This window comes from Streptosporangium sp. LJ11 (genome assembly GCF_051918945.1).
In the GTDB taxonomy this organism is placed as follows: Bacteria; Actinomycetota; Actinomycetes; order Streptosporangiales; family Streptosporangiaceae; genus Streptosporangium.
On the sequence record NZ_JBPXMB010000012.1, the window covers coordinates 182,111 to 206,250 of the forward strand.

At 70.5% G+C, this 24,140-nt stretch carries 18 protein-coding genes; 6 read left to right on the forward strand and 12 right to left on the reverse strand.

Annotated features, from left to right (window positions below; all coding sequences use genetic code 11):
- Positions 1-115: 115 nt before the first annotated feature.
- Positions 116-772 carry a DedA family protein gene (locus ACTOQ3_RS19520; protein WP_440084796.1) on the forward strand — a complete coding sequence of 219 codons (657 nt, stop codon included), beginning with the start codon at positions 116-118 and terminating at the stop codon, positions 770-772.
- Here ACTOQ3_RS19520 and dxs read toward each other — a convergent pair.
- Positions 717-2,636, reverse strand: coding sequence for a 1-deoxy-D-xylulose-5-phosphate synthase (dxs, locus tag ACTOQ3_RS19525; RefSeq protein ID WP_440084797.1), 1,920 nt, complete (start codon positions 2,634-2,636; stop codon positions 717-719). The two genes, ACTOQ3_RS19520 and dxs, sit on opposite strands and share 56 nt — an antisense overlap.
- Positions 2,637-2,818: 182 nt before the next feature.
- On the opposite strand from dxs, the gene ACTOQ3_RS19530 reads away from it, so the two are divergent.
- From ACTOQ3_RS19530 to ACTOQ3_RS19540, 3 genes are all read left to right on the forward strand, one after another.
- Positions 2,819-3,664, forward strand: a complete 846-nt coding sequence (locus ACTOQ3_RS19530) for a neutral zinc metallopeptidase (protein ID WP_440084798.1) — start codon at positions 2,819-2,821, stop codon at positions 3,662-3,664.
- A 142-nt stretch (positions 3,665-3,806) separates the two neighbouring features.
- The gene (locus ACTOQ3_RS19535) at positions 3,807-4,589 is read left to right on the forward strand and encodes a neutral zinc metallopeptidase (RefSeq protein WP_440084799.1); all 783 of its coding nucleotides are present in this window, start codon (positions 3,807-3,809) and stop codon (positions 4,587-4,589) included.
- 292 nt (positions 4,590-4,881) lie between these two features.
- Positions 4,882-5,313, forward strand: a complete 432-nt coding sequence (locus tag ACTOQ3_RS19540; RefSeq protein ID WP_440084800.1) for a hypothetical protein — start codon at positions 4,882-4,884, stop codon at positions 5,311-5,313.
- A gap of 188 nt (positions 5,314-5,501) precedes the next feature.
- On the opposite strand, the gene ACTOQ3_RS19545 is transcribed toward ACTOQ3_RS19540, so the two are convergent.
- The 6 genes from ACTOQ3_RS19545 to ACTOQ3_RS19570 all read right to left on the reverse strand — a co-directional run bounded on the left by ACTOQ3_RS19545 (position 5,502) and on the right by ACTOQ3_RS19570 (position 14,238).
- Positions 5,502-6,710 (reverse strand): ROK family transcriptional regulator, encoded by a 1,209-nt coding sequence (locus tag ACTOQ3_RS19545; protein WP_362681183.1) that lies wholly within the window; start codon positions 6,708-6,710, stop codon positions 5,502-5,504.
- A 35-nt stretch (positions 6,711-6,745) separates the two neighbouring features.
- Positions 6,746-7,993 carry a sugar ABC transporter permease gene (locus ACTOQ3_RS19550; protein WP_440084801.1) on the reverse strand — a complete coding sequence of 416 codons (1,248 nt, stop codon included), beginning with the start codon at positions 7,991-7,993 and terminating at the stop codon, positions 6,746-6,748.
- Positions 7,990-8,754, reverse strand: coding sequence for an ATP-binding cassette domain-containing protein (locus ACTOQ3_RS19555; RefSeq protein ID WP_362681189.1), 765 nt, complete (start codon positions 8,752-8,754; stop codon positions 7,990-7,992). The genes ACTOQ3_RS19550 and ACTOQ3_RS19555 overlap by 4 nt, the downstream gene beginning before the upstream one ends.
- 193 nt (positions 8,755-8,947) lie before the next feature.
- On the reverse strand, positions 8,948-10,063 hold the full coding sequence (locus ACTOQ3_RS19560) for a sugar ABC transporter substrate-binding protein (RefSeq protein WP_440084802.1): 1,116 nt from the start codon (positions 10,061-10,063) through the stop codon (positions 8,948-8,950).
- 484 nt (positions 10,064-10,547) lie between these two features.
- A complete protein-coding gene (gene acnA / locus ACTOQ3_RS19565) occupies positions 10,548-13,319 on the reverse strand; it encodes an aconitate hydratase AcnA (protein WP_440084803.1) in 2,772 nt (923 codons plus the stop codon).
- 190 nt (positions 13,320-13,509) lie between these two features.
- On the reverse strand, positions 13,510-14,238 hold the full coding sequence (locus ACTOQ3_RS19570) for a metal-dependent hydrolase (protein WP_440084804.1): 729 nt from the start codon (positions 14,236-14,238) through the stop codon (positions 13,510-13,512).
- A gap of 839 nt (positions 14,239-15,077) precedes the next feature.
- Between ACTOQ3_RS19570 and ACTOQ3_RS19575 the strand changes: the two genes are divergently transcribed.
- Entirely contained in the window at positions 15,078-15,860 is a 783-nt protein-coding gene (locus ACTOQ3_RS19575; protein ID WP_440084805.1) for a PadR family transcriptional regulator, read from the forward strand.
- Positions 15,861-15,867: 7 nt separating this feature from the next.
- Positions 15,868-16,419 carry a DUF1707 SHOCT-like domain-containing protein gene (locus ACTOQ3_RS19580; protein WP_440084806.1) on the forward strand — a complete coding sequence of 184 codons (552 nt, stop codon included), beginning with the start codon at positions 15,868-15,870 and terminating at the stop codon, positions 16,417-16,419.
- Positions 16,420-16,536: 117 nt separating this feature from the next.
- Here the strand turns inward: ACTOQ3_RS19580 and mug are convergent, their stop codons facing one another.
- The 5 genes from mug to ACTOQ3_RS19605 all read right to left on the reverse strand — a co-directional run bounded on the left by mug (position 16,537) and on the right by ACTOQ3_RS19605 (position 24,047).
- Entirely contained in the window at positions 16,537-17,142 is a 606-nt protein-coding gene (gene mug / locus ACTOQ3_RS19585; protein WP_440084807.1) for a G/U mismatch-specific DNA glycosylase, read from the reverse strand.
- A gap of 9 nt (positions 17,143-17,151) precedes the next feature.
- Complete coding sequence (locus ACTOQ3_RS19590; protein WP_440084808.1) at positions 17,152-18,561, reverse strand: sugar porter family MFS transporter; 1,410 nt, start codon at positions 18,559-18,561, stop codon at positions 17,152-17,154.
- An 83-nt stretch (positions 18,562-18,644) separates the two neighbouring features.
- A complete protein-coding gene (locus ACTOQ3_RS19595) occupies positions 18,645-21,143 on the reverse strand; it encodes a polynucleotide kinase-phosphatase (protein WP_440084809.1) in 2,499 nt (832 codons plus the stop codon).
- The gene (locus ACTOQ3_RS19600; RefSeq protein ID WP_440084810.1) at positions 21,136-22,815 is read right to left on the reverse strand and encodes a 3' terminal RNA ribose 2'-O-methyltransferase Hen1; all 1,680 of its coding nucleotides are present in this window, start codon (positions 22,813-22,815) and stop codon (positions 21,136-21,138) included. Before ACTOQ3_RS19600 ends, ACTOQ3_RS19595 begins: the two co-directional genes overlap by 8 nt.
- Before the next feature lie 308 nt (positions 22,816-23,123).
- Positions 23,124-24,047, reverse strand: a complete 924-nt coding sequence (locus ACTOQ3_RS19605) for an LLM class F420-dependent oxidoreductase (protein ID WP_440084811.1) — start codon at positions 24,045-24,047, stop codon at positions 23,124-23,126.
- Positions 24,048-24,140 lie beyond the last annotated feature (93 nt).

A 24,140-nucleotide genomic window follows, 5' to 3' on the forward strand; every position in this document is an offset into this window, starting at 1 on the left:
GGCGCTGTGTTTCAGGTCACATGCCCAGCCGATCGGCGGCCGAACGGCGAACTCGGGGTTGTTTGGGGGGAGGTCCCCGATGCCGGCCGCCGCTCACGGCGGCGATCCTGGGGTCATGCTCCTGGACATGCTGCAGTCGTCGTCTCCGTACCTGGTCGGTTCGGTACTCCTCGCGGTGCTGGCGTTCGCCGGATCGCTGGTCCCCGGTGTCGCGGCGATCCTCGTGGCGGGGGCGACGCTGGCGGATCCCTGGGACGTCGCGGTGGTGGCGCTCGCCGGGTGCGCCGGGTGTGTCCTGTACGCGACCGGCGGCTGGCTCGTCGGCCGCCGGTACGGATCGCGGCTGCGCCGCGGCGGGACCGGGCGCCGGATCGGCGAGCGGCGCTGGTCGCGGGCCGAGCGACTGGCCACGGGCACGGGCGGCGGTCCGGCTCTGGCGGCCGCCTGCTTCCTGCCCGTGGTCGGCTCGCTCACCCCGGTCGTCGCCGGGGCGTCGAGCGTGCCGTACACGCGCTTCGTCCGCTGGGCCCTGGCGGGTGGCGCGGTCTGGGTGACCGTCTACCTGTCGCTGGGCGCCCTGGCGGGCGAGGCCCTGCGCCAGAACCAGCACCTACTGGTGCCGATCTTCGCGTGCGTGGCCGTCGTGGTCGCGGGCCTCCTCGTGATCAACCACCGCGCCCGCCCGCCCCGGGAGGGGACGGGCGCGGGCGACGCCGTCAGCGGGCCGGGTGGTTCTCCAGGGCCGGGGAGCGCTTCGCGATCGCCTCGGTGATCTGGCGGGCGATGTCCTGCGAGGTCAGGCCGATCTCGCCGAGGATCTTCGGACGTTTGGCGTGGTCGAGGAAGCGCTGCGGGATGCCGTAGGTGCGGATCGGGACGTCCACGTCGGCGTCGCGCAGCATGCGGGCCACCGCGTCGCCGACCGCGCCCACCCGGCCGTTGTCCTCGACCACCACGACCAGCTTGTGGGCGCGGGCGGCCGGCACCAGGGCCTCGTCCAGGGGCTTGACCCAGCGCGGGTCCACCACCGTGGCGGAGATGCCCTGGGCGTCGAGCAGGTCGGCGGCCTCCAGGCACAGTCCGGCCATCGGCCCCACGGCCACGAGCAGCACGTCGGGATCGCCCGCGCGCAGCACGTCCATCTCGCCGAGACGGCCGACCGCCTCGATCTCGGCGGTCACCGCTCCCTTGGGGTAGCGCAGGACGGTCGGGCCGTCGTCGATCTCCACGGCCTCGGCCAGCAGCTCGCGCAGGCGGGGCTCGTCGCGGGGGACGGCGACCGAGAGGCCGGGGACGACCTGCAGGATCGACAGGTCCCACATGCCGTTGTGGCTGGCGCCGTCGTCGCCGGTGACGCCCGCCCGGTCGAGCACGACCGTGACGGGGAGCCGGTGCAGGGCGACGTCCATCAGGAGCTGGTCGAAGGCCCGGTTGAGGAAGGTGGCGTAGACGGCCACCACCGGGTGCAGGCCGCCGAGCGCCAGACCGGCGGCACTGGTCAGGGCGTGCTGCTCGGCGATGCCGACGTCGTAGAGGCGGTCGGGGTAGGCCTCGGAGAACGGGATCAGGCCGGTGGGGCCGAGCATCGCGGCGGTGATCGCCACGATGTCGCGCCGCTCGGCGCCCAGGCGCACCATCTCCTGGCCGAAGACGTTGGTCCAGCCGTGCGGCTTCGGCTTCTCCTCACCGGTCAGCGGGTCGAAGACGCCCGGCGAGTGGAAGCAGTCCTCGTCGTGGTTCTCCGCCGGGGAGTAGCCGAAGCCCTTCTTGGTGAGCACGTGCACGATGACCGGGCGGCGGAAGTCGCGGGCCCTGCGCAGCGCGGACTCCACGGCCTGCTCGTCGTGGCCGTCGACCAGCCCGATGTACTTCAGGCCGAGGTCCTCGAACATGACCTGCGGAGCCAGGACGTCCTTGAGGCCCTTCTTGACGCCGTGCAGGGCGTCGTAGACGGGGGCGCCGACCACCGGGACCTTGGTCAGGTTGCCCTTGACGAAGTCGAGCACGTCCTCGTAGCGCTGGTTCGTGCGCAGGGAGGCCAGGTGGGAGGCGAGCCCGCCGATGGTCGGCGAGTAGGAGCGGCCGTTGTCGTTGACCACGATGATCAGCGGCAGGTCCTTGCGCGCCGCGATGTTGTTGAGCGCCTCCCAGGCCATGCCGCCGGTGAGCGCCCCGTCCCCGATCACCGCGACGACCGTGCGGCCGGCCTCGCCGCGCAGCCTGTACGCCTTGGCCAGGCCGTCGGCGTACGACAGCGCGGTCGAGGCGTGGGAGTTCTCGATGATGTCGTGCTCGGACTCGGTCTGGCTCGGGTAGCCGGACAGGCCGCCCTCCTGGCGGAGCGTGTCGAACTGCCCGGCCCGGCCGGTGAGCATCTTGTGGACGTAGGCCTGGTGGCCGGTGTCCCACAGGATGGGGTCGCGTGGCGAGTCGAAGACCCGGTGCATCGCGATCGTCAGCTCGACGACGCCGAGGTTGGGGCCGAGGTGGCCGCCGCTGCGGGCGGTGGAGGAGATCAGGAGATCCCTGATCTCGGCGGCGAGGACCGGTAGCTCGTCCACCGCCAAGCGCTTGAGGTCTCCTGGCCCCTTGACCGACTCCAGAAGATTTCCAGGCTGCCCGGTCCGCTCGCTCACGGAATCATCCTCTCTGTCCAGTCAACGTCACGACGAGTCTAGTTGCGATGGAGGACGCAACCCCCGGGAGCAGTGATTCTGCACGTTTTATCCACACTTGCAATAACCTTTGCCCCACCATGAAAACTCTCCCCTATAGGCAACTATCATCTCTTGTTGCCGCCTCGTTGACGTTTGCGCTGGTGACGGGTCTGGGCCCGGCCGGCGCGTCCGCCTCACGGACCATCGCGCCCTCCGCCTCGCAGCAGGTCGCGCCGGTCACCGGGACGACGTCGGGTACGACCACCCCCTCCAGCTCCGCCGCCTCCACCAGGGAGCAGGCACCCCCGCGCGGCCGGGCCGCCGCGACGGCCAGTCCCCTTTACCGCACCGGCACCCTGCCCACCATGCGCTGTCAGGCCGGACAGATCCGCGCGGGGAGCGCGGCCTCCTACCGGACCTTCGTGACCAAGCTCGTCCGCTGCCTGAACCTTGCCTGGAAGACCCAGTTCAGGAAGACCAACCTGGGGTTCTCCCACCCAAAGCTCCGTTTCTCCACCACCAAGGTGAACACCCCCTGCGGCCGGTGGCCCAGCAGCGCCGGGGGGCTGTACTGCTCCAGCAACCGCACCATCTACATCGGTGTCACGCGTGATGTCCTGAAGAACGCCCACCCCGCCAACCACGCCCAGTTCATCGCCCACGAGTACGGCCACCACGTGCAGCGCCTCGCGGGCATCATGGACTACTACGGCCGCAGCATCTGGCGCGCCTCCTCGTCCACCAAGCTGGCCTTCTCCCGCCGCCTCGAACTGCAGGCCGACTGCCTGGCCTCCGCCTTCCTGCGCCAGGCCGCCGACGACCTGCCGGTCGAGCAGGCGCAGTGGGAGGCGATGGTCAGCTGGGTCAGCGCCAACGGGCACAAGAACTGGCCCAAGAACGACCACGGCAAGGGCCGCAGCCAGGCCTACTGGATGGAGCGCGGCTTCGACGCGAGCTCCCCGTCCGGCTGCAACACCTGGACGGCCCCGGCCGGCCGGGTCGCCTGAGCCTCCCGACCCGTCGCCCGATCTCCGGCACGCCGCACGCCGCCTGACTTCCGGCACGAAACCGCGATATGCGGCCGCGCTTCCCAAGCGTGGCCGCATATCTGCTTTACCCCCCCTTTAACCTCCCCTAGGGTTGAGGATCATGCGCATCCCCCTTATCGCACTGCTCTCCGGCGTGCTCGTGAGTACGCTGCTCGCCGGTACGGCGGGCGCCGCGGTCACCACCGGACGACTCGCGCCGGTACCCACGGGCCAGGCCGCCCTGACCGCCAACCCGATCTACAAGACGGGCAAGCTCGAACCGGATGCCTGTCCGGAGCAACCGGTCTACAACGACGACCTGGAGACCGCCGAGACCTATCTCAGCTTCGCTCTGGACTGCCTCAACGAGGGCTGGGAGTACCAGTTCTCCAAGACGAAACTGCCGTTCTCCAAGCCCAAGTTCGCGGTCACCACGCGCATCGGCGTCCCGACCGGCTGCGGCAAGTTCCCCAAGGGCGCCCAGGCGGTCTACTGCTCGCTGAACAAGAAGATCACCTTCTACCTCGACAAGGGGATCCTCTCCCAGGCGACCGAGCTGTTCCTGCTGCAGACCCTGGCCCACGAGTACGGTCACCACGTCCAGCAGCTCTCCGGGATCCTGCCCACGGTGTTCAAGCGGAAGTACAAGAACGACAAGGCGTACCTGCCCGAGCTGCGCAAGGTCGAGCTCCAGGCCGAGTGCCTGAGCGGCGCCTTCATCGGCAGCATCTGGCGTTCCCTCGGCCGCCGCGAGTCGGACTTCAGGTACGTCCTGAACGCCGCCTACAGCACGGCCAGCCACGGTACGACCAAGAGCATCGCCTACTGGGTGACCCGCGGCTTCCAGCAGGAGACCCCCGGCGCCTGCAACACCTTCTCCGCCCCCAAGTCCAGGGTCGCCTGACCCTCCCGACCGCGCTGACCCCCGCGACCACCCGCCGCCGTCCCACGGACGCGTGACGGGTGGTCGTTCTTTTCCACCCGGTATAAGTTTCATCCCCCGGGAGGCTCAGACCTCATCCCCCGTGCCCGCCCGGCGCGGGCGGCCCCCTACGAAGCATGATCACGAGTGGCGACGACCTCATGACATTCAGTAACCTTGCGACGCCGCCTGAACGACCCTCCCCGTGAGCGCCCTCCTCGCCACGGAACCAGGCCCGGTCCCCCCGCTGGTCGACGGCAAGGAGAAAGACGGAATGGACACAACAGACAACCGCCTGAGCGTCCTGGAAACGGACGTCGCCGCGCTCCGCGCGCAGAACCGGGAAAACAGGGTGATCAACACCGGCATCTTGGAGGTTCTGAAGGACCTGCGGACGGTGACATCGGAACTCTGGACGGAGGTGACCGGGCTCCGGACGGACATGGACGGCTTCCGCACGGACATGGACGGCTTCCGCACGGACATGGACGGCTTCCGCACGGAACTGACCGGACTTCGCACGGGACAGGACGAGCTCCGTGCCGAGATGCGAGCCGGGCACGCCGAACTCCGCGAGGAGATCTCCGTGGTCAAGCGCTCCGTCGGCAACCTGGAGCTCTCCATGAAGCGCGTCGAGGGTGACGTCGCCGAACTCAAGGCCGGTCACATCGAGCTGCGCCACCTGGTCGCCGGTCTCGTGAGGTAACCCCGCACCACCGCCGGCACCCCACGGCTGCGGGTGCCGGCGGCGCGACACCCCACGGATCGCCACGACGCACCGATCGCCCGAGAACCGGGATCGCCGCAGACCACGAACCGCCGCGGATCAGAACGCCCCACCCCGGGCAGCGGGGCAGCCCCCGCTCCTCACCACCGCCGGACGGCGCGGGAGGATCAGGAGCCGGCGCGGGCGAGGACTTCGAGAGGGTCGGCGAGGACCTGGGAGAAGGCCAGTTCGGCGGCGCCGACGAGAGTGGCGTCATCGCCGAGGGCCGAGGTGCGCAGGCGCAGCTGCTCGCGGCACGGGGGCAGGGCGTCGAGGGCGAGGCGGCTGCGGACCTGCGCGGCGGAGCCGAGGTAGATCTCCCTGAGCGTGCCCCCGAAGACGACCATCTCGGGGTTGAACAGGTTGACGAGGTTGGAGACGCCCAGGCCGAGCCAGTCGCCGACGCGGCTCAGGGCCGCCTGCGCGACGACGTCTCCCCGGTCGGCTGCGTCGACCGCGGCGCGGACGGCGTCCCTGCCGACCCGGGAGCCGAAGCGGCCCGCGGCCTCCAGGAGGGCGCGCTCCCCGACCTCCGCCTCCAGGCAGCCGTGCGAGCCGCACCCGCAGAGCCGTCCCTTGTCAGGGTTGACGATCATGTGCCCGACCTCGCCGCCGAAGCCCAGGTGGCCGCCGAGCAACTGGCCGTTGACGATCACTCCCCCGCCGATGCCGACGTCGCCGTGAAGGTAGACGAGGTCGCGGCAGCCGACGCCGACACCCCTGGTCTGCTCGGCGAGGGCGGCGAGGTTGGCGTCGTTGCCGACGGTGACCGGCAGGCCGAAGGCCAGCCGCCGGGTCATCTCGTCGGCGAACGGCACGTCGTCCACGGTGACCATGTTGGGCCCGAACCTGACGACCCCGTCGCCGCGTCCCACTCCCCCGGAGAAGGCCGCCGCCACCCCGACGCACACCGTGTCGGGCCGGGTCCTGCGGTGCATCTGCCGGGCGAAGGCGGCGAGCGGGCCGACGATCTCCTCCAGGGAGAAGTCACCGCGCCGCCGTACCGTCTCGCGGCGGTCGAGGATGGTGCCGCCCAGGCCGACGCGGGCGGCGACCAGCCGGTCGACGCCCACGTCGAGGGCGAACACGTAGACCCGCGCCGACTCCGGGCGGACCACCAGGGACGGACGCCCGGCCCTGCCCGTCTCCCTGGGGAGTTCCTCCCTGACCAGCCCCGCGGCTGTCAGATCGGCGGTCAGCGCCATGATGGTGCTGCGGTTGAGGCCCATCCGGTTGGTGAGTTCCGCACGCGAGGTGGGGCCGCTCAGATGGACGTGCCTGAGCAGGGCCCCAAGGTTGTGACGCCTGATCTCCTCCTGGGAGGGGCCTGCCCGCATGACGTGATGTTCCTTCGGTGGATCGGAGTCGCTGATCACCTTAGACCAGTGGCGGCCGCCCGCTTGCGGGACAACGCGTCCACCATGGCGGCGAGCAACAGGACCGATCCGGTCACCATGAACTTCACCCCGGAGCTGTAGCCCATCAGGCCCATGCCGTTCTCGATGACCGCGACCACGGCACCGCCGAGGATGGCGTCCAGCACCCGGCCCTTGCCACCGAACAGGCTGGTGCCGCCGATGACGGCGGCGCCGACCGCGTAGAGCAGCACGTTGCTGCCGCCGGTGTTGGGGTCGACCGAGCTGGCCCGTGAGGCGGCGATGATGCCGCCGACCGCGGCCATGGAGGAACAGATCACGAAGGCACTGATCTTCATCCGGTCGACGTTGATGCCCGCCCGGCGCGCGGCCTCGGCGTTGCCGCCGACCGCGTACAGGTGGCGCCCGTACGCCGTGCGGCGGAGCACGAACGTCAGGATCAGCAGCAGCACCACGATGATGGGCACCACCAGCGGCACGCCCGCCAGGGAGACGACGGCGACGTTGCGGCTGCGCTCGATGTTGAGGAAGTAGACGGCGAGGCCGCCGAGCAGCGCGAGGGCGCCGACCCTGACCGCGATCAGCGAGATCGGGTCGGAGGTGAGGCCGCGGGAGGTGCGCTTGCGGGCACGCAGCAGCTGGAGACCGGCGTAGGCGGCGACGCCCACGACCAGCAGGATCCAGCCCAGCGTGGGCGGGAGGTTCTTGTTGGCGATCGACAGGATGGTCTCGTCGCGGATGGCGATGATGGTGCCGCCCTTGACGAGCAGCAGGACCAGGCCCTGGAAGGCGAGGAAGGCCGCGAGCGTCACCACGAACGACGGGATGCCGAGTTTCGCGACGATGGAGCCGATCGCGGTGCCGATCACCACGCCGGTGAGGATCGCCGCGCCCACCGCCACGTACCAGGGCAGCCCCTGGCTGCTGAGCATGATCGCGAGCACCGCCGCGCAGACACCGCTGGCGAAGCCCGCCGACAGGTCGATCTCGCCGAGCAGCAGCACGAAGACCAGGCCCATGGCGATCACGGTGACCGCGGCGCCCTGGGTGAACAGGTTGGCGAAGTTCCCCGCGGTCAGGAAGGAGGGACGCAGGATGGCGAAGATCGCGCAGAGCACCACGAGGCCGAACACCGCGGGCAGCGCGCCCATGTCGCCGCCGCGTACCCTCTCGGCGTAGCCGCGGACGTTGGTCCTGATCGAGGGTGCCTCGTGTACGGTCTTCGGCGAAATCGTGGCGGTCATACGGTGACTCCGTTGGTGAGGCCGAGGTCCCCGCTGCGGCCGGAGGTGATCAGTTCGACGACCTGCGCGTGGGTGACGTCCGAGGTCTTGACCTGGGCCGCCATCCGGCCGAGGTAGAGGGTGGCGATCCGGTCGGACACCGCGAAGACGTCGTTCATGTTGTGCGAGATCAGGACGACGGCCAGGCCCTGGTCGGCCAGGCGCCGGACCAGTTCCAGCACCTGCGCCGTCTGGGCGACGCCGAGGGCGGCGGTCGGCTCGTCGAGGATGACGACCTTGCTGTTCCACAGCACGGCCTTGGCGATGGCCACCGTCTGGCGCTGGCCGCCGGAGAGGCTGGCGACGAGCTGGCGGATGGACTTGACGGTCCTGACCGACAGGCTCTCCAGGGTCCTGGCCGCCATCTCCTCCATCGTGTCCTCGTCGAGGACGATGCCGCGCTTGTGCTCGCGGCCAAGGAACATGTTCTGGACGATGTCGAGGTTGTCGCAGAGCGCGAGGTCCTGGTAGACGATCTCGATGCCCAGGTCGGCCGCGTCGCGCGGGCTGCCGATCTGGACGGGCTTGCCGTCGAAGAAGTACTCGCCGGAGTCGATCGCGTGGATGCCTCCGACGCACTTGACGAGGGTGGACTTGCCTGCGCCGTTGTCGCCGACCAGCGCGGTCACCTCTCCGGCGTACGCGGAGAGGGAGACGTCGTGCAGGACCTGTACGGGACCGAAACTCTTGTCGATCCCGCGGAGTTCCAGTGCGGGGGTCATGGGGTTGTGCTCCCTGTGTTCATTTCGCGCGGCGAAGCTCGCGCGGCTCGGACGCCTGCGGGCGGCGTCCCGCCCTGTGACGCCGGAAGACGCCCACCTGCCGCGTCTCCCGGCGTCACAGGGTGAGGTGTGCCGCGATCGAGCGCGAGGGGGCGGCCGGCCGGGGGGAACGACCGGCCGCCCCCTCCGCGCCTTACTGGATTCCGGCCTCGGTGCACTTGTCGGCGAACTCGCCGGTGCACAGCTCGTCCTTGGTCACGAAGCCGTCGGCGACGACGTCCTTGACGCTGTCGAAGAAGATCGGCTGCGGGTCGAGGAGGACGGAGGGCACGTCGGCGCCGCTCTCGGTGTCCTTGACCGTCCCGGTCGCCGCGGGCTTCTCGCCCTTGGCCAGGCCGATGGCGAGCGCGGCGGCCGCGTCGGCCTCCTTCTTGATCGCCTTGTAGACCGTCATGCACTGGTCGCCGGCGAGGATGTTCTGCAGGCCCTGCACGGTGGCGTCCTGGCCGGTGACCGGGACCTTGCCGTTCAGGTTGTTCTTCTTGAGGACCGAGATGGCGGCGTTGCCGAGACCGTCGTTGGCGGCCAGGACGCCGGCGATCTTCGGCTGCTCGGTGAGCATCTGCTCGAAGATCGTGCCCGCCTGGGTGTTGTCCCATTCGGGGACGGACTGGTCCGGGCCCTTGACGTATTCGCCGGAGTCGTACTTGGCCTTGAGCACGCCGTCGTAGCCGTTCTTGAACAGCGTGGCGTTGTTGTCGGTCGGCGAGCCGTTGAGCTCGGCGACGATCGGCTTCTCGGCCTTCTTGTCGGTCAGGCACTTCACCAGGCCCTCGCCCTGCAGGGTGCCGACCTTGGTGTTGTCGAAGCTGACGTAGTACTGGGCGCCGCCGTTGAGGGTGAGGCGGTCGTAGTCGATGGTGGCCACGCCCTGCGCCTTGGCCTTGTCGAGCACGGCCTTGCCGGTGCCGCTGTCGAGGTTGACGATCATCAGGACCGTGGCCCCGTTGGTGATCATCTGGTCGGCGATGGTCTGGAACTGGGTCTTGTCACCCTGGGCGTTCTGGATGTCGTAGGCGACACCCGCGGCCTTGAAGGCCTCCTCCAGGTACTTGCGGTCCGCGGTCTCCCAGCGGGCGGAGGACTTGCTGTCGGGAAGGATGACGCCGACCTTGCCCGCGGCCGCCGCGCTCTCCGTGGGGGCGGCACCGCTCGAGGCGCTGGTTTCGGGGCTGTCGCTCCCGCAAGCGGTGAGGCCGAGGGTCATCGCCGCGGCGGCGGCGGTAAGGCTGAGGATCCCCTTGCGCATGGTGCACGGGTCCTTTCTTCGAAATTGGGGGGTACGGACGTGCGGCATGCCGAATTCGCGGGTACGGCTGTGCCGGGTCTCGGCTCACCGTTCCGTTGAATGTTGTTTGCGGCAACGTATTCCGCCGTTGGCCTGGAGCGCCAGACCCTCCGTAGGTAAAGTTTGTTGTGGCCGGTAACAATCCAGAAACGCGCTCTTAACCGTCCCGGGTCCAGCCGGTCTTTCACCTTCCCGATACCCCTGCGGTTATTGGGATCGCGGCTCTGAGCTGCCTTTTTCCCGGCGCGGTGCGGCGCTCTCCCCGTCGGCCCCTGCCCTTGCCCGGCCCCGCCCTTCGGGAATCCTCGGGATCCCGGCGCCTCGGGACGCGCGAAAGTCTCCGGAAAGCACGGAACCGCCCGGCAGGATGGTGTCCCGCCGGGCGGTTCTCGTCTGGGGTGTGTCCCCATGCGGGCGAGGCTTACGTGCGGCCTCGCCCCCCTGCTCAGCTCTTGGCGAGCAGGGAGCGCAGGACGTACTGCATGATGCCCCCGTGCCGGTAGTAGTCGGCCTCTCCGGGGGTGTCGATGCGCACGACCGCCTGGAACTCCTTGCCGTCGGCCCGGACCGTCACGGTCTGCGGGACGCCGCCCTCGTTGAGGGCCTCGACGCCGACGACGTCGAAGGTCTCCTCGCCGGTCAGGCCCAGCGACTGCGCCGTCTCGCCCTCGGGGAACTGCAGCGGCAGCACGCCCATGCCGATGAGGTTGGAGCGGTGGATGCGCTCGTAGGACTCGGCGATGACGGCGCGGACGCCGAGCAGCGCGGTGCCCTTGGCCGCCCAGTCGCGCGAGGAGCCCGAGCCGTACTCCTTGCCGGCCAGCACCACGAGCGGGATGCCCGCGGCCTGGTAGTTGGCCGAGGCGTCGTAGATGAAGGACTGCGGCCCGCCGTCAAGGGTGAAGTCACGGGTGTAGCCGCCCTCCACGCCGTCGAGCAGCAGGTTCCTCAGCCGGATGTTGGCGAAGGTGCCGCGGATCATGACCTCGTGGTTGCCCCGGCGCGAGCCGTAGGAGTTGAAGTCCTTGACCCCGACGCCGTTCTCCTTCAGGTAGTCGGCGGCGGGAGTGCCGACCTTGATCGCGCCTGCCGGGGAGATGTGGTCGGTGGTGACCGAGTCGCCCAGCTTCGCGAGCACCCGGGCCCCGGAGATGTCGGTCACCGGCTCCGGCTCCGGCGGCATGCCCTCGAAGTAGGGGGCCTTGCGGACGTAGGTCGAGTCCGGGTCCCACTCGAAGGTGTTGCCGGTCGGGATCGGCAGCGAGCGCCAGGTCTCGTCGCCCTTGAACACGTCGGCGTAGTCGTGCAGGAACATCTCCTGGTCGATCGAGGAGGCGACGACCGCCGCGATCTCCTCGGGCGCCGGCCAGATGTCGGCGAGGAACACCGGCTCGCCGTCCGAGCCCACCCCCAGCGGCTCGTTGTTCAGGTCGAGGTCCATGGTGCCCGCGAGGGCGTAGGCGACGACCAGCGGCGGCGAGGCCAGGTAGTTCATCTTGACGTCGGGGTTGATCCGGCCCTCGAAGTTGCGGTTGCCCGACAGCACCGCGGTGACCGCGAGGTCGTTCTCCTGGATGGCGGCGGAGATCTCCTCCTGCAGCGGGCCCGAGTTGCCGATGCAGGTGGTGCAGCCGTAGCCGACCAGGTTGAAACCGATCTTGTCGAGGTACGGCTGCAGGCCGGAGCGCTCGAAATAGCCGGTGACCACCTGCGAGCCGGGGGCGAGCGAGGTCTTGACCCACGGCTTGCGGGTCAGGCCCTTCTCGACCGCGTTCCTGGCGAGCAGCGCGGCGCCCATCATGACGTACGGGTTGGAGGTGTTGGTGCAGCTGGTGATCGCGGCGATGGTCACCACGCCGTGGTCGATCTCGAAGTCGGTGCCGTCGGCCAGGGTGACCCGCACGACCTTGTGCGGGCGCTCGCCGCCGAGGCCGGCCGGGTGCGGCTTGTCGCCGTTGTCGTTGTGGGAGACCGCCGGGGAGTCGGAGGCGGGGAACGACTCGCCGGACGCCTCGTCGAGCGGGCCCTGCTCGCTCGACACGTAGTCCTTGACGGCCGCGCGCCAGGCGCTCTTGGCGTCCGACAGCGCGATGCGGTCCTGGGGCCGCTTGGGGCCGGCGATCGACGGGACGACCGTGGACAGGTCCAGCTCGATGTACTCGGAGAAGACCGGCTCCTCGGCCTCGGGGTCGAGCCACATGCCCTGGGCCTTGGCGTAGGCCTCGACCAGGGCGACCTGCTCGGCGGGGCGGCCGGTCAGCGTGAGGTAGTCGGTCGTCTGGCCGTCGATCGGGAAGATCGCGCAGGTCGAGCCGAACTCGGGGCTCATGTTGCCGATCGTGGCCCGGTTGGCCAGCGGCACGCTGGAGACGCCGTCGCCGTAGAACTCCACGAACTTGCCGACGACGCCGTGCTTGCGGAGCATCTCGGTGATCGTGAGCACCAGGTCGGTGGCGGTGGCCCCGGCGGGGAGCTTGCCGGTCAGCTTGAAACCGACCACCCGCGGGATGAGCATGGAGATCGGCTGGCCGAGCATCGCGGCCTCGGCCTCGATGCCGCCGACGCCCCAGCCCAGGACGCCGATGCCGTTCTCCATGGTGGTGTGGGAGTCGGTGCCGACGCAGGTGTCCGGGTATGCCTTACCCTCTCGGACCATCACGACCCGGGCCAGGTGCTCGATGTTGACCTGGTGCACGATGCCGGTGCCCGGCGGGACGACCTTGAACTCGTCGAAGGCGGTCTGGCCCCAGCGCAGGAACTGGTAGCGCTCGCGGTTGCGCTCGTACTCCCTGTCGACGTTGCGCTGGAAGGAGTCGGCGCCGCCGAAGAAGTCGACGATGACCGAGTGGTCGATGACCATCTCGGCCGGGGCGAGCGGGTTGATCCTGGCCGGGTCGCCGCCGAGGTCGCGGACGGCCTCGCGCATGGTCGCCAGGTCGACGACGCACGGGACGCCGGTGAAGTCCTGCATGATCACGCGGGCCGGCGTGAACTGGATCTCCACGTTCGGGGCGGCCTCGGGGTCCCACTGGCCGATCGCACGGATGTGGTCGGCGGTGATGTTCGCGCCGTCCTCCGTGCGGAGAAGGTTCTCCAGAAGGATCTTCAGGCTGTACGGGAGACGTCCCGACCCCTCCACGGCGTCCAGCCGGTAGATCTCGTACTCCGCGTCACCGACGCGGAGCGTGTCACGACTGCCGAAGCTGTTCGCGGACACGGTTCGCCTCCCTCATCACCTGATGTCTGGCGCGCCGGCACATAGGGCGCGATTGAATCCTGCCGCACCGCCCGAGCGCCCCGAACTGTTAGGTCTGCCTAACTTCCAGGCCACCCGCAGGTTGCAGCGGATGTCTCGATATCAAGATATCCCTCCGGGTATCTCGACATCAAATTACTCCTCAGTATGATCACTGCGGAGCGAGGCGGAGGTACAGCAACCCGAGAACGACGACGGAAAGTACCGGGGCGAGAAACTTCTGCTCGAAGGCCCGGCCCGTCTTGATGCCGATCTTCCACGGCAGCAGCCACTTCTGCCGCATCGGCCAGAGCACCGGACAGCCCTTCTCGGTGCAGCAGTCGCCCACGACGTGGGTGAGGCACCCGATCGCGACCGCGAGCCCCAGCCAGGCGTACTCCACGTTGTCGCTGCGGAACACCACGAACAGCCCGGCCGTCATGCCGACGTTGAGCATCGCCGAGGCGAACTTCTTGCCCGGGATGCCGATGCCGATCGCCCGCAGCGACAGGCCGATGAGCAGGATCACCAGGATGTCGCGGCCGATCGGATAGGTGTTGGCCAGGTAGTGCGCGCCGAAGCCCGCCGCGATCGCGAACACCAGCGAGTGGGTGGCGTTGCGGTGGCCTCCGGCGAGCCACGAGACCGCCTTGCTCAGCCCCCAGGTGACCGGCCCGAACGTCTGCGCGATCGTCGCGCTCGGATGGTCGAGGTCGGGCAGCATCGCGGCACCGGCGCAGATGATGGCCCCGGCGACGAACTCGGCCGGGTTGAGCGCGTTGACCATGACACCGGTCTCGATGAACCTGGACGTCTCGGTCAGCAAGGGCAGCGCGGCCAGCGCGGGCGCCACCCCCAGCCAGGCGATCGCCCCTGTCAGCGCGTGCGTATGCCCCATCATCGGTCAAAAACCCCCATCAAGATCACCTCGGGAGACTGTACGTCAAAGCCTCCCCCAGATGGAGGACCGTGCCATTTCACGCCATCGGCGTGTCGCGCGGGCGAGACGGCCCCGGCGCGTGCGTGCTGATCGTTTCCGGCCGACTCCAGGGTCGCCCGAGGGCGACGACGGTCCGCTTCGATCTTCCCGTCCCTTCACGAGAGGTGCCTGCCATCCGAATCTTCCTACGGATGGGGAACGGATGGAACGGGCGAATGGTGCCTGGGACGGCGGCCCTGGAGCATCTCGGCGGAGTGATCGCCCTCGCGGGGCGGGCCTGGGGCGGGGAGCCCTCCGGGGGTCTTCACCGGAGGCCCGGACGCGAACCCGGGAGGGTCGCGATCAAGAAGAGACGTGCGAAAACGTGGAGAAACGACAGACGGGACCGTTCCGCGCCGAAAGCACCCCCCAGCCCTTCCGGCGCGGAACGAATCCCGTCTACGTCCTTTGTAACGTGCAGGTCTCAGTACTTGTTCCAGAATCCGGCAAGAATTACGTGATCTGCCTCACTTCTACTCAGGGTGACGAGTCATCACTCTCGGCGAAGGTGGCCGAAACAGGGGCGGAGGGCGGCGAACCGGAGGCTCCGGGGCCCGTGCCGGGCCCACCCGCTCGGCGACTCCCGCCCGGGCTCGGTCGACCCCCGGCGTGCCGGGAAGCGTCTCATCCCGCCGACGATCAAATGCCTCAGGTCCCACATAACCCCCATTTCGTGACATGAGGTTGCTGTCAGAATGTTCTCGATATATCTTTGAAGCATCGAGAGCGATCAAAAGACGATCGCGGCATGGAGGTACGGCATGACATCGTCCAACGCGATGGGCGCTCCCTGGGCCGGATTCGGGTCCCACGAGGTCAGGCGCGAGATGAAGCGCGCGGCCAGGGAGGCATGGCGGCAGATGGCCGCCGGATGGCACGAGGGCGGCCCGGAGCACGGCCCCCGCGCGCCACACCACACCCACCACGAGCACCACGATGGCGGGCCTCGCGAGCACCGGCACCGCGGCCACCGCGGCCCCTTCCCCTTCGGCGGGTTCCCCTGGGACATGGGCCGGGGCGGCAGGGGGGGCAGAGGCCCGTTCGGCGGGGGCCCGTTCGGCGGCCCGCCGTTCGGGAGGGGGCGCAAGGCGAAGCGCGGCGACGTCCGCGCGGCGATCCTCGCCCTGCTCACCGAGTCCTCGTGCAACGGCTACCAGATCATCCAGGAGATCGAGCGGCGCAGCGAGGGCGGCTGGAAGCCCAGCCCGGGAGCGGTCTACCCGGCCCTGCAGCAGCTCACCGACGAGGGTCTGGTCCTGGCCGAGGAGAACGAGGGCCGCAAGACCTTCAGCCTCACCGACGCCGGACGCGCCTACGTGGCCGAGCACTCCGACGAGGTCCGCGCCCCGTGGGAGGAGATGACGCCCGATGTCGACGACAGCACCTGGGAGCTGATGGACATCACCCGCCAGTCGGGGTTCGCCATGCTCCAGATCCTGCAGACCGGCAGCGACGCGCAGATCCGGCAGGCCAAGCAGACCCTGGTCGAGACGCGCCGCAAGCTCTACCAGATCTTGGCCGACGGCGACACCGGCGAGGAGTGACCCGACCATGACCCCCCGAGACGACCTCCGTATCGGAGACGCCGAGCGTGACGCGGCGATGGAGTCCCTGCGCGAGCACTACGTGCAGGGCCGCCTGACCCGCGAGGAGCTCGACGAGCGCCTCGAACTGACCCTGTCCGCGCGGACCGGCGGCGAGCTGGCCCGGGTGAGCGCGGACCTGCCCGGCCCGAGCGGCTCCCGGCCGGAGGAGTCCGAGGACACCTGGGGTCCCTGGGGCGCGGGGGCCCCCTGGGGTCCGGGGAGGGGACCGTGGGGGCCGGGCGGACCGTGGGGGCCGGGCCACCGGCACCGCGCGCACGCCCACCCCTGGGGCCACCACCGTCCCGGGGGCCGCCGCCCCAGGGGTCACCGCGGCGGGCCGCCGTTCTTCCCCCTGATCATCCCGGTGATGGTGGCCGGGGTGTTGATCGGCGGGTTCGGGGTGCTCAAGTTCGTCTTCCTCGCCTGGCTGGTGATGGCGGTGCTGGGCATGCTCCACCGCGGGCGGGGGCGCTCCAGGACGCGCTCCCGCGGGGTCGGCCCCCGTCCGGCGTCCTGACCCGCCTCTGAACCGCTTCCGACCGGCCTCCACCGGCCTTTGAGGGCTTCGGGCGAGCGGGCGCGGCGTGCTCGCCCGAAGCCCGTACCGGCTCGCGGGGGCGCCCGCACCGGCCGGTCAGGCGAGAGACTCCCGGAGCCTGCGCATCTCTCCCGCGATCCCGTCCAGCGTCCAGTGCGCGTTCAGGCCGCTCGGGTTGGGCAGCACCCACACCGCCGCGCCGCCGATCTCGCTCTCCTGCGGCCCGATCACGGCCTTGGGCACGCCGAACGCCTGCCGGTAGGCGGTCACCCCCGCCACCGCCAGCACCCTCGGGCGGATCTCGGCGACCAGCCCCGCCAGGCGCTCCCCGCCCGCGCGGAACTCCTCGGCGGACAGTTCCGCCGCCTGCGCGGTGGGCCGTCGCACCACGTTGGTGATGCCCAGCCCGTACGAGGGAAGCAGGTCCTGCTCGGCGGGCGAGAGCAACCGGGGGGTGAAGCCCGAGCGGTGCAGCGCGGGCCAGAAGCGGTTGCCGGGGCGGGCGAAGTGATGGCCGGTGGCCGCGGAGTACAGGCCGGGGTTGATCCCGCAGAACAGCACGTCCAGCGAGGGCCCGAGCACGTCCTCGATCGTCCTCTCCCCGGCCGCCTCGAGCTCGGCGCGGCTCGGCCGCGCCGGGAGCCGCGCTCCGGAGGTCGCCCGCCTCGCGAGCGGGGCACTTTCCTGTCTCTTGGACGGCACGGGACGAACCTAGCCCATCTCCTCGAGCTTTCGCCCCTTGGTCTCCCGTACCTTGAACAGCACGAAGACGAAGGAGAGCGCGGCGAAGGCGGCGTACCCCACGTAGGCCCCGGCCAGGTTCCACTCGCTCAGCGACGGGAACGAGACGGTGATCAGCCAGTTGGCCACCCACTGCGCGGCGGCGGCCACCGAGAGCGCGGCGGCCCTGACGCGGTTGGGGAACATCTCCCCCAGCAGCACCCAGACGATCACACCCCACGACAGCGCGAAGAACAGCACGAAGACGTGCGCGGCGATCAGGGCGACCGTGCCCTGGGCCTCGGGCAGCTTGACCGCCTCGCCACTGGGGACACCCGCGCTGAAGGCCCACGCGGCCACGGCCAGCGCGGCCGTCATGCCCGCGGAGCCGATCAGCAGCAGCGGCCTGCGGCCGATCCTGTCGACCAGCGCGATGGCGATGAACGTGCCGACGATGTTGATGATCGAGGTGGAGAAACTGATGAGCAGCGAGTCCGACTGGTTGATGCCGACCGACTGCCACAGCGACGCCGAGTAGTAGAAGATCACGTTGATGCCGACGAACTGCTGGAAGACGGAGAGCAGGATGCCGATCCAGACGATCGGCATCAGCCCGAACCGGGAACCGCGCAGGTCGCGCAGGCGGGGCCGGCGCTCGCTGCGCAGCGAGGTCTCGATCTCCGCCAGCCGGGCGTCCAGATCGGTTCCCTCGCCCTCGACCTCCGACAGCACCTTGCGCGCCGCGTCCGTCTTCCCGACCGCGATGAGGAAGCGCGGCGACTCGGGGATGATCGTCGCGAAGACCAGATAGAGCAGGGCGGGGATCAGGCAGGCGCCGAGCATCCACTGCCAGGCCTGCAGCCCGAGCAGCTCGTTGTTGACGTCCCCCCCGGCCCGCTCCGCGATCGCGTAGTTGACCAGCTGGGAGACCGCGATGCCCAGCACGATCGCGAGCTGCTGGAAGGACCCCAGCCGCCCCCGGTAGGCGGGCGGTGCGACCTCCGCGATGTAGGCGGGGCCGATCACCGAGGCCATGCCGATGCCCACACCGGCGAGCACCCGCCACAGGGCCAGGTCCCAGAGCGCGAAGGGCAGGGCCTGGCCGACGGAACTGACCGCGAACAGGATCGCGGCCACCTGCATCGCCCTGGTGCGTCCCCAGCGGTCGGCCAGCCCTCCGGCGATCCAGGCGCCCAGCGCCGAGCCCAGCAGCGCGATCGCCACGACGAAGCCGGTCTGGACCGGGCCGACGTCGAAGTTCTTCTCGATCCCGGTGACGGCGCCGTTGATGACGGCGCTGTCGTACCCGAAGAGAAAGCCGCCGATCGCCGCCGCGGCGGTGATGAAGACGACGTGCCCGATGTTCTCGCCGGAGGTGCCCGTGGGAGCAGTGCTGGCCATGAGGGTTCTTTCCCCCAGAAGGAGATTTGAGACATGGCTTCCGGACTTTCGGGACGGGCGGATGCACCGGCCACCGGCGGGGACTACAGCCGGGGATCGACCGGCTCGGACTCCAGGGCCAGGACGGCGAAGACCGCCTCGTGCACCCTCCACAGCGGCTCCCCCTCGGCCAGCCGGGAGAGCGCCTCGAGACCCAGCGCGTGCTCGCGCAGGGCGAGCGATCGCTTGCGGCCCAGGAACCGGCGGCGCAGCACGTCCAGGCTCTCGGTGTAGTCGGGCCCGTAGATGATCCGCAGGTACTCCCGTCCGCGCACCTTGACCCCGGGCTGCACCCGGCTCCGCCCGTCCGGCGGGTCCAGCGGCTTGACGACCATGCCCTCGCCGCCCTCGGCGGTCAGCGCCGACCACCAGGCCGTGGCCGCCTCCGTGGACTCCGGCGAGGCCGGATCGGCGAACACGTGCCGGGTGGGCGCGATCAGCGGGTCGTCGAGCCGCGACAGCAGATCCAGGTGCCAGGAGTGCGGCTCCTGGATCGCGGTCGCCCTGCCCTCGCAGGCGAGGATCTGGAACGGTGCCAGCCGAAGACCCTCGAGTCCGGAGACAGGCCAGCAGTAACGTGCATATGCCTGCCTGAAACGGGCAGCGTTGGTGGAGCGGCGTCGGGTGCGGTCCAACAGATCGCCCACATCCAAACCGCGCCCGGCCGCCGCCTCCAGCACGGTGATCGCCTCGGGCAGCACCGTGCGTGCCGCGGCGCCCACCGACGCGTACTGGCCGCGGATCAGCCCCTCGGCCTTGGCCGACCAGGGCAGCAGCTCGCAGTCGAGGGCGATCCAGCCCGACCCCAGCTCCTCCATCAGCGGCGCGCACACCCGCCTGAGCCTGTCGACCAGCTCGGTGGTGTCGGCGAAGAACGACCTTCCGGTACGGGTGTAGACCGCCCCCGCGCTGCCGTCGGTGACCCCGAACCGAGCCGCCGCCACCTCCGGGTCGGCGGCCAGCACGGCCACCGCCCGCGAGCCCATGTGCTTCTCCTCGCACACCACCCGGGTCACCCCGGCCGCCGCGAACTCGGCGAACGCCTCGGCCGGGTGCTCCAGGTAGCCGTCGAGACGGGAGGTCTCCGGAGGCGCCATCGTCGGCGGGAGGTAGACCAGCCAGCGCGGGTCCACCGCGAACCGGCTCATGATCTCCAGGGCGGCTGCCGAGTTCTCCTCGCGGACCTTGATGCGGCCGCCGCCGTGGCGCACCTCGATGTGGCGGGTGCCCCGCACGTCGTCGACGGAGAGCATGCCGGGAGCGCGGTGACCGGGGGCGGTCAGCGGCTTGACCGACTCGTACCAGACGCGCTCGGCGGGCACCGAGACGATCTCCCGCTCCGGGTAGCGCAGCGCGGTGAGGCGCCCGCCGAAGACCACCCCGGTGTCCAGGCAGATCGTGTTGTTGATCCACTCGGTCTCGGGGACCGGGGTGTGGCCGTAGACGACCATGGCCCGGCCCCGGTACTCGTGCGCCCAGGGGTAGCGCACCGGCAGACCGTACTCGTCGGTCTCGCCGGTGGTGTCGCCGTACAGCGCGAAGGAGCGGACCCTGCCGGAGGCGCGGCCGTGGTACTCCTCCTTGAGCCCGGCGTGGGCGACGACGAGTTTGCCCCCGTCGAGCTGGTAGTGGCTGATCAGGCCGTCCATGAAGGCCAGCGCCTCCCGCCTGAACTCCTCCGGCTCGGCGGCCAGCTGGTCCAGGGACTCCTGGAGGCCGTGGGCCACCCGGACCTTGCGGCCGTTGAGCGCGCGGGCCAGCTTCTGCTCGTGGTTGCCCGACACGCACAGCGCGGTCCCGGCCGCGACCATGCCCATGACCAGCCGGAGCACGCCCGGCGAGTCGGGCCCCCGGTCCACCAGGTCGCCGACGAACACCGCCGTCCTGCTCTCGGGGTGGACCGCCCCCGCGCCGCCGGGGTCGACCTCCCAGCCGAGGTCGCGCAGCAGCGTCTCCAGCTCGGCGCGGCAGCCGTGCACGTCGCCCACGATGTCGAACGGGCCGGTCAGCTCGCGCCTGTCGGTCCACGCCCTCTCGGTGACGACCGTCGCGGCCTCGATCTCCTCGGCCCCGCGCAGCACGTGGACCCGGCGGAAGCCGTCACGGGAGATCCTGCTCATGGAACGGCGCAGCTCCTTGCGCTGCCTGACGACCACGCGCGCCCCGAAGTCCCGGTCGGGCCTGGACTCGTTGCGCGCGATCGCCAGCTCCTCCGGTACGTCCAGGACGATCGCGTCGACCAGCACGTTGTGCGCCTTCGCGAGGGTGACCAGCTGCTTGCGCGCCTCCCACTGCACGTTCGTGGCGTCCACGACCGTCAGCAGCCCGCGCCTCAGGCGGGTGCCGACGATGTAGTGGAGCACGTCGAAGGCGTCGGGGGTGGCGGCCTGGTCGTTCTCGTCGTCGGCGACCAGCCCCCGGCAGAAGTCGGAGGAGATCACCTGGGTCGGCGCGAAGTGCCTGGCGGCGAAGGTCGACTTGCCGCTGCCGGACACCCCCACGAGCACGACGAGCGACATCTCCGGTACGGCGATCTCAGTCATCTCCACCTCCCGCGTCTCCCGCGCCCATGGGCGTCTCCGTACTTCCGGGACCGTCTTCGGTACTCCCGGGACCGCCTGACGCGCCCGCAAGGTCCTTCACGCCCGCAAGGCCCTTCACGCCCGCGGGGTCCTTCACGCCCGCGAGGCCGAACAGGGCCATCTGGGTGGGCGGGCCGACCTCGGGGTCGTCGTCGCCGACCGGCAGGAACTCGGCGCGGTAGCCGTACTCGCCGCACACCTTCGCCGCCCACGCGCGGAACTCGGCGCGGGTCCACTCGAAGCGGTGGTCGGGGTGGCGCGCACCGCTCAGGGATTCGTAGCGGACGTTGTGCTCGACGTTGGGGGTCGTGACGATCACGTACCCCGGCCGGGCGGTTCCGAAGACCACCCGCTCCAGCGCGTCCAGGCGCGGCGGATCGACGTGCTCGACGACCTCCATCAGCACCGCGGCGTCATACCCGGCGAACCGGACGTCGGTGTAGGTCAGCGCGCCCTGGAACAACTCCAGCCGCTCCCGCCGGCGTTCCGGCATCCGGTCGAGCCTCAGCCGCCTGGCCGCGAGCGCCAGCGCCCGGGAGGAAACGTCCGCTCCCGCCACCCTGGTGAACCGGGGCCGGTCGAGCAGCGCCGCGACCAGACGGCCGGAACCGCACCCGAGGTCGATGACGGTGCCCACTCCCAGTCCCTCCAGCGTGGCGAGCACGGCCTCCAGGCGAAGGATGTTCAACGGCCGCCTGGCGGCGCCCCCGGGCCCGGTCCGCGACTCCCCCTCGGAAGGGATCTCACCGGCCGGAAGGTCCCCGTCCGGCGCGCCGGTCCCGCCGACGGCGGCGGCTCCCGGCCCCTCCCCCGGCTCCTCCCCGGCGGAACCCTCCGCGGCGGGGTCGGCCGAGGGGTCCTCCTCGACAGGGGTCTCGAGGTCCTCCTCCACGTCGTCGCCGATCTCGGCGAGGCGGGCGAAGGCGGTACGGGTGAGGGCCCGGCGACGGCCGAGGTAGCGGTGAGTGATCAGACCCCGGGCGGGGTGGGCGGCCAGCCACGACTCGCCCGCCCTGATCAGCTTGTCCACCTCGTCGGGGGCCACCCAGTAGTGCTTGGCGTCGTCGAGCACGGGAAGCAGCACGTAGAGCTGGTTGAGCGCGTCGGCCAGGCGGACCTCCCCGCGCAGCACCAGCCGCACGTAACGGGAGTCGCCCCACTCGGGGAACTCCTCGTCCAGCGGCAGGGCGGTCGCCTCGACCCGCCAGCCCAGCGGTTCGAACAGCCGGCGCGCGAGCTCGGGACCGCCCTTGCACGGCAGCACGGGCAGGGTGATCTCCAGCGGTATCGGCCCCGCGGCCAGCTCGGGACGGCTGTCACAGCGCCCGGTGCGCGCCGTGCGGAACACGTCGGCCAGCGCCACGGCCAGCAGCGACGACGCGGCGTAGGGCCGGTCGTTGACGTACTGGCCCAGCGTGTAGTCGGGCGTGGACCGGTCGCGCGAGCGCACCAGGCGGACCGGGTCGACGTCGAGCATCAGCGCGGCCGTGCAGCGCTCCTCGCTCGCCTCGGGGTAGAGGACACGTGCCACGCCGTACGACTGCCCGAACTCCTGGACCCGGTCGGGGTGCTTGTGCAGCAGGAATCCGAGGTCCGTGGCGGGACTCACGGTGGTGGAGATCGTCAGCAACACCCGGTTCAGTGTGCCGCACCCCCGCCGGGACGGCCATCGGTTAACGCCCCGAACCCCCATGACCCGGCCATCGACCGATGGTTCCGGATCCACACGACACGCCGCCGGTTGGGCGACATGTCATGATCCGTTCCCAGCGGGGAGCTCCGAGGGCGCGGTCCCGGGCCAGGACCGGGAGCGCGCCCGCGGGGGCGGCTCACGGCCGAGGGCGAGGGCCGGGTCGAGGGGCGGGGGCGGGGGCCGGGAGGCCGGGGGCGAGCCGGTCCGTGAACGGCCCGCCCGTACGCGGTGACGCGCGGGCCCGCGGCCTACACGTGGGACAGGATCTCGTCCGAGATGAGTTCCAGCTGGTCGAGGTCGTCCAGGTCCAGCACCTGCAGATAGATCCGCTCGGCGCCCAGCTCGGCGAACCGGCCGATCTTCTCGGCCACCTCGGCGGGGGTGCCCGCCAGGCCCGTCGCACGCAGCGCGGCGAGGTCCTGCCCGGTCGCCTCGGCCCGCCGCGCGATCTCCGCGTCGTCGGAACCGACGCAGACGGTCTGCGCGACGGAGAACACGACCTGTTCCCTGCCCTCCGCCTCGCACGCCTTTCTGACCCGGTCGAAGGCCTGCGAGGTGTCCTCCAGGGTGCGGAACGGCACGTTGTACTCGTCGGCGAACCGGGCGACCAGGCGCGGGGTGCGCGTGGCGCCGGTGCCGCCGATGATGATCGGCGGTTTCGGGCTCTGCGCGGGCTTCGGCAGCGCGAGCGAGTCGGCCAGCCGGTAGTGGGCCCCTTCGAAGGAGAACGTCTCACCCTTGGGCGTGGTCCAGAGCCCGACCAGTATCTCCAGCTGCTCCTCGAACCGGCCGAACCGCTCACCGACCGGCGGGAACGGGATGCCGTACGCGGTGTGCTCGGCGTCGTACCAGCCGGTGCCCAGGCCCAGCTCCACCCGCCCGCCGCTCATCTGGTCGACCTGGGCCACGCTGATCGCCAGCGGGCCCGGCAGCCGGAAGGTGACCGGCGTGACCAGGGTGCCGAGACGGATCGTGGAGGTGTCCCTGGCGAGGCCGGCCAGGGTCGTCCAGGCGTCGGTGGAGCCGGGTCCCGGGTCGCCGGGTCCGAGCCGCATGTAGTGGTCGGAACGGAAGAAGGCGTCGAACCCCAGCCGCTCCGCGGCCAGCGCGACCGTCAGCAGTTCGTCGTAGGTGGCACCCTGCTGCGGTTCAGTGAAGATCCTCAACTTCATGAGAACCATTATCCGGGCACTCCGGACGGCATCCGCAGAAAGCCCGCGCCGCGGCGGGAACGCTTGCTAACGTTCTGGCCTCTGACGCAACGG

Bases quoted from the DNA above. Each gene is read 5' to 3' on its own strand.
- ACTOQ3_RS19520 (WP_440084796.1), top strand. From the start codon at position 116: ATGCTCCTGGACATGCTGCAGTCGTCGTCTCCGTACCTGGTCGGTTCG.
- ACTOQ3_RS19535 (WP_440084799.1), top strand. From the start codon at position 3,807: ATGCGCATCCCCCTTATCGCACTGCTCTCCGGCGTGCTCGTGAGTACG.
- ACTOQ3_RS19540 (WP_440084800.1), top strand. From the start codon at position 4,882: ATGGACACAACAGACAACCGCCTGAGCGTCCTGGAAACGGACGTCGCC.
- ACTOQ3_RS19545 (WP_362681183.1), bottom strand. From the start codon at position 6,710: ATGCGGGCAGGCCCCTCCCAGGAGGAGATCAGGCGTCACAACCTTGGG.
- ACTOQ3_RS19550 (WP_440084801.1), bottom strand. From the start codon at position 7,993: ATGACCGCCACGATTTCGCCGAAGACCGTACACGAGGCACCCTCGATC.
- ACTOQ3_RS19555 (WP_362681189.1), bottom strand. From the start codon at position 8,754: ATGACCCCCGCACTGGAACTCCGCGGGATCGACAAGAGTTTCGGTCCC.
- ACTOQ3_RS19560 (WP_440084802.1), bottom strand. From the start codon at position 10,063: ATGCGCAAGGGGATCCTCAGCCTTACCGCCGCCGCCGCGGCGATGACC.
- ACTOQ3_RS19570 (WP_440084804.1), bottom strand. From the start codon at position 14,238: ATGATGGGGCATACGCACGCGCTGACAGGGGCGATCGCCTGGCTGGGG.
- ACTOQ3_RS19575 (WP_440084805.1), top strand. From the start codon at position 15,078: ATGACATCGTCCAACGCGATGGGCGCTCCCTGGGCCGGATTCGGGTCC.
- ACTOQ3_RS19580 (WP_440084806.1), top strand. From the start codon at position 15,868: ATGACCCCCCGAGACGACCTCCGTATCGGAGACGCCGAGCGTGACGCG.
- ACTOQ3_RS19590 (WP_440084808.1), bottom strand. From the start codon at position 18,561: ATGGCCAGCACTGCTCCCACGGGCACCTCCGGCGAGAACATCGGGCAC.
- ACTOQ3_RS19595 (WP_440084809.1), bottom strand. From the start codon at position 21,143: ATGACTGAGATCGCCGTACCGGAGATGTCGCTCGTCGTGCTCGTGGGG.
- ACTOQ3_RS19605 (WP_440084811.1), bottom strand. From the start codon at position 24,047: ATGAAGTTGAGGATCTTCACTGAACCGCAGCAGGGTGCCACCTACGAC.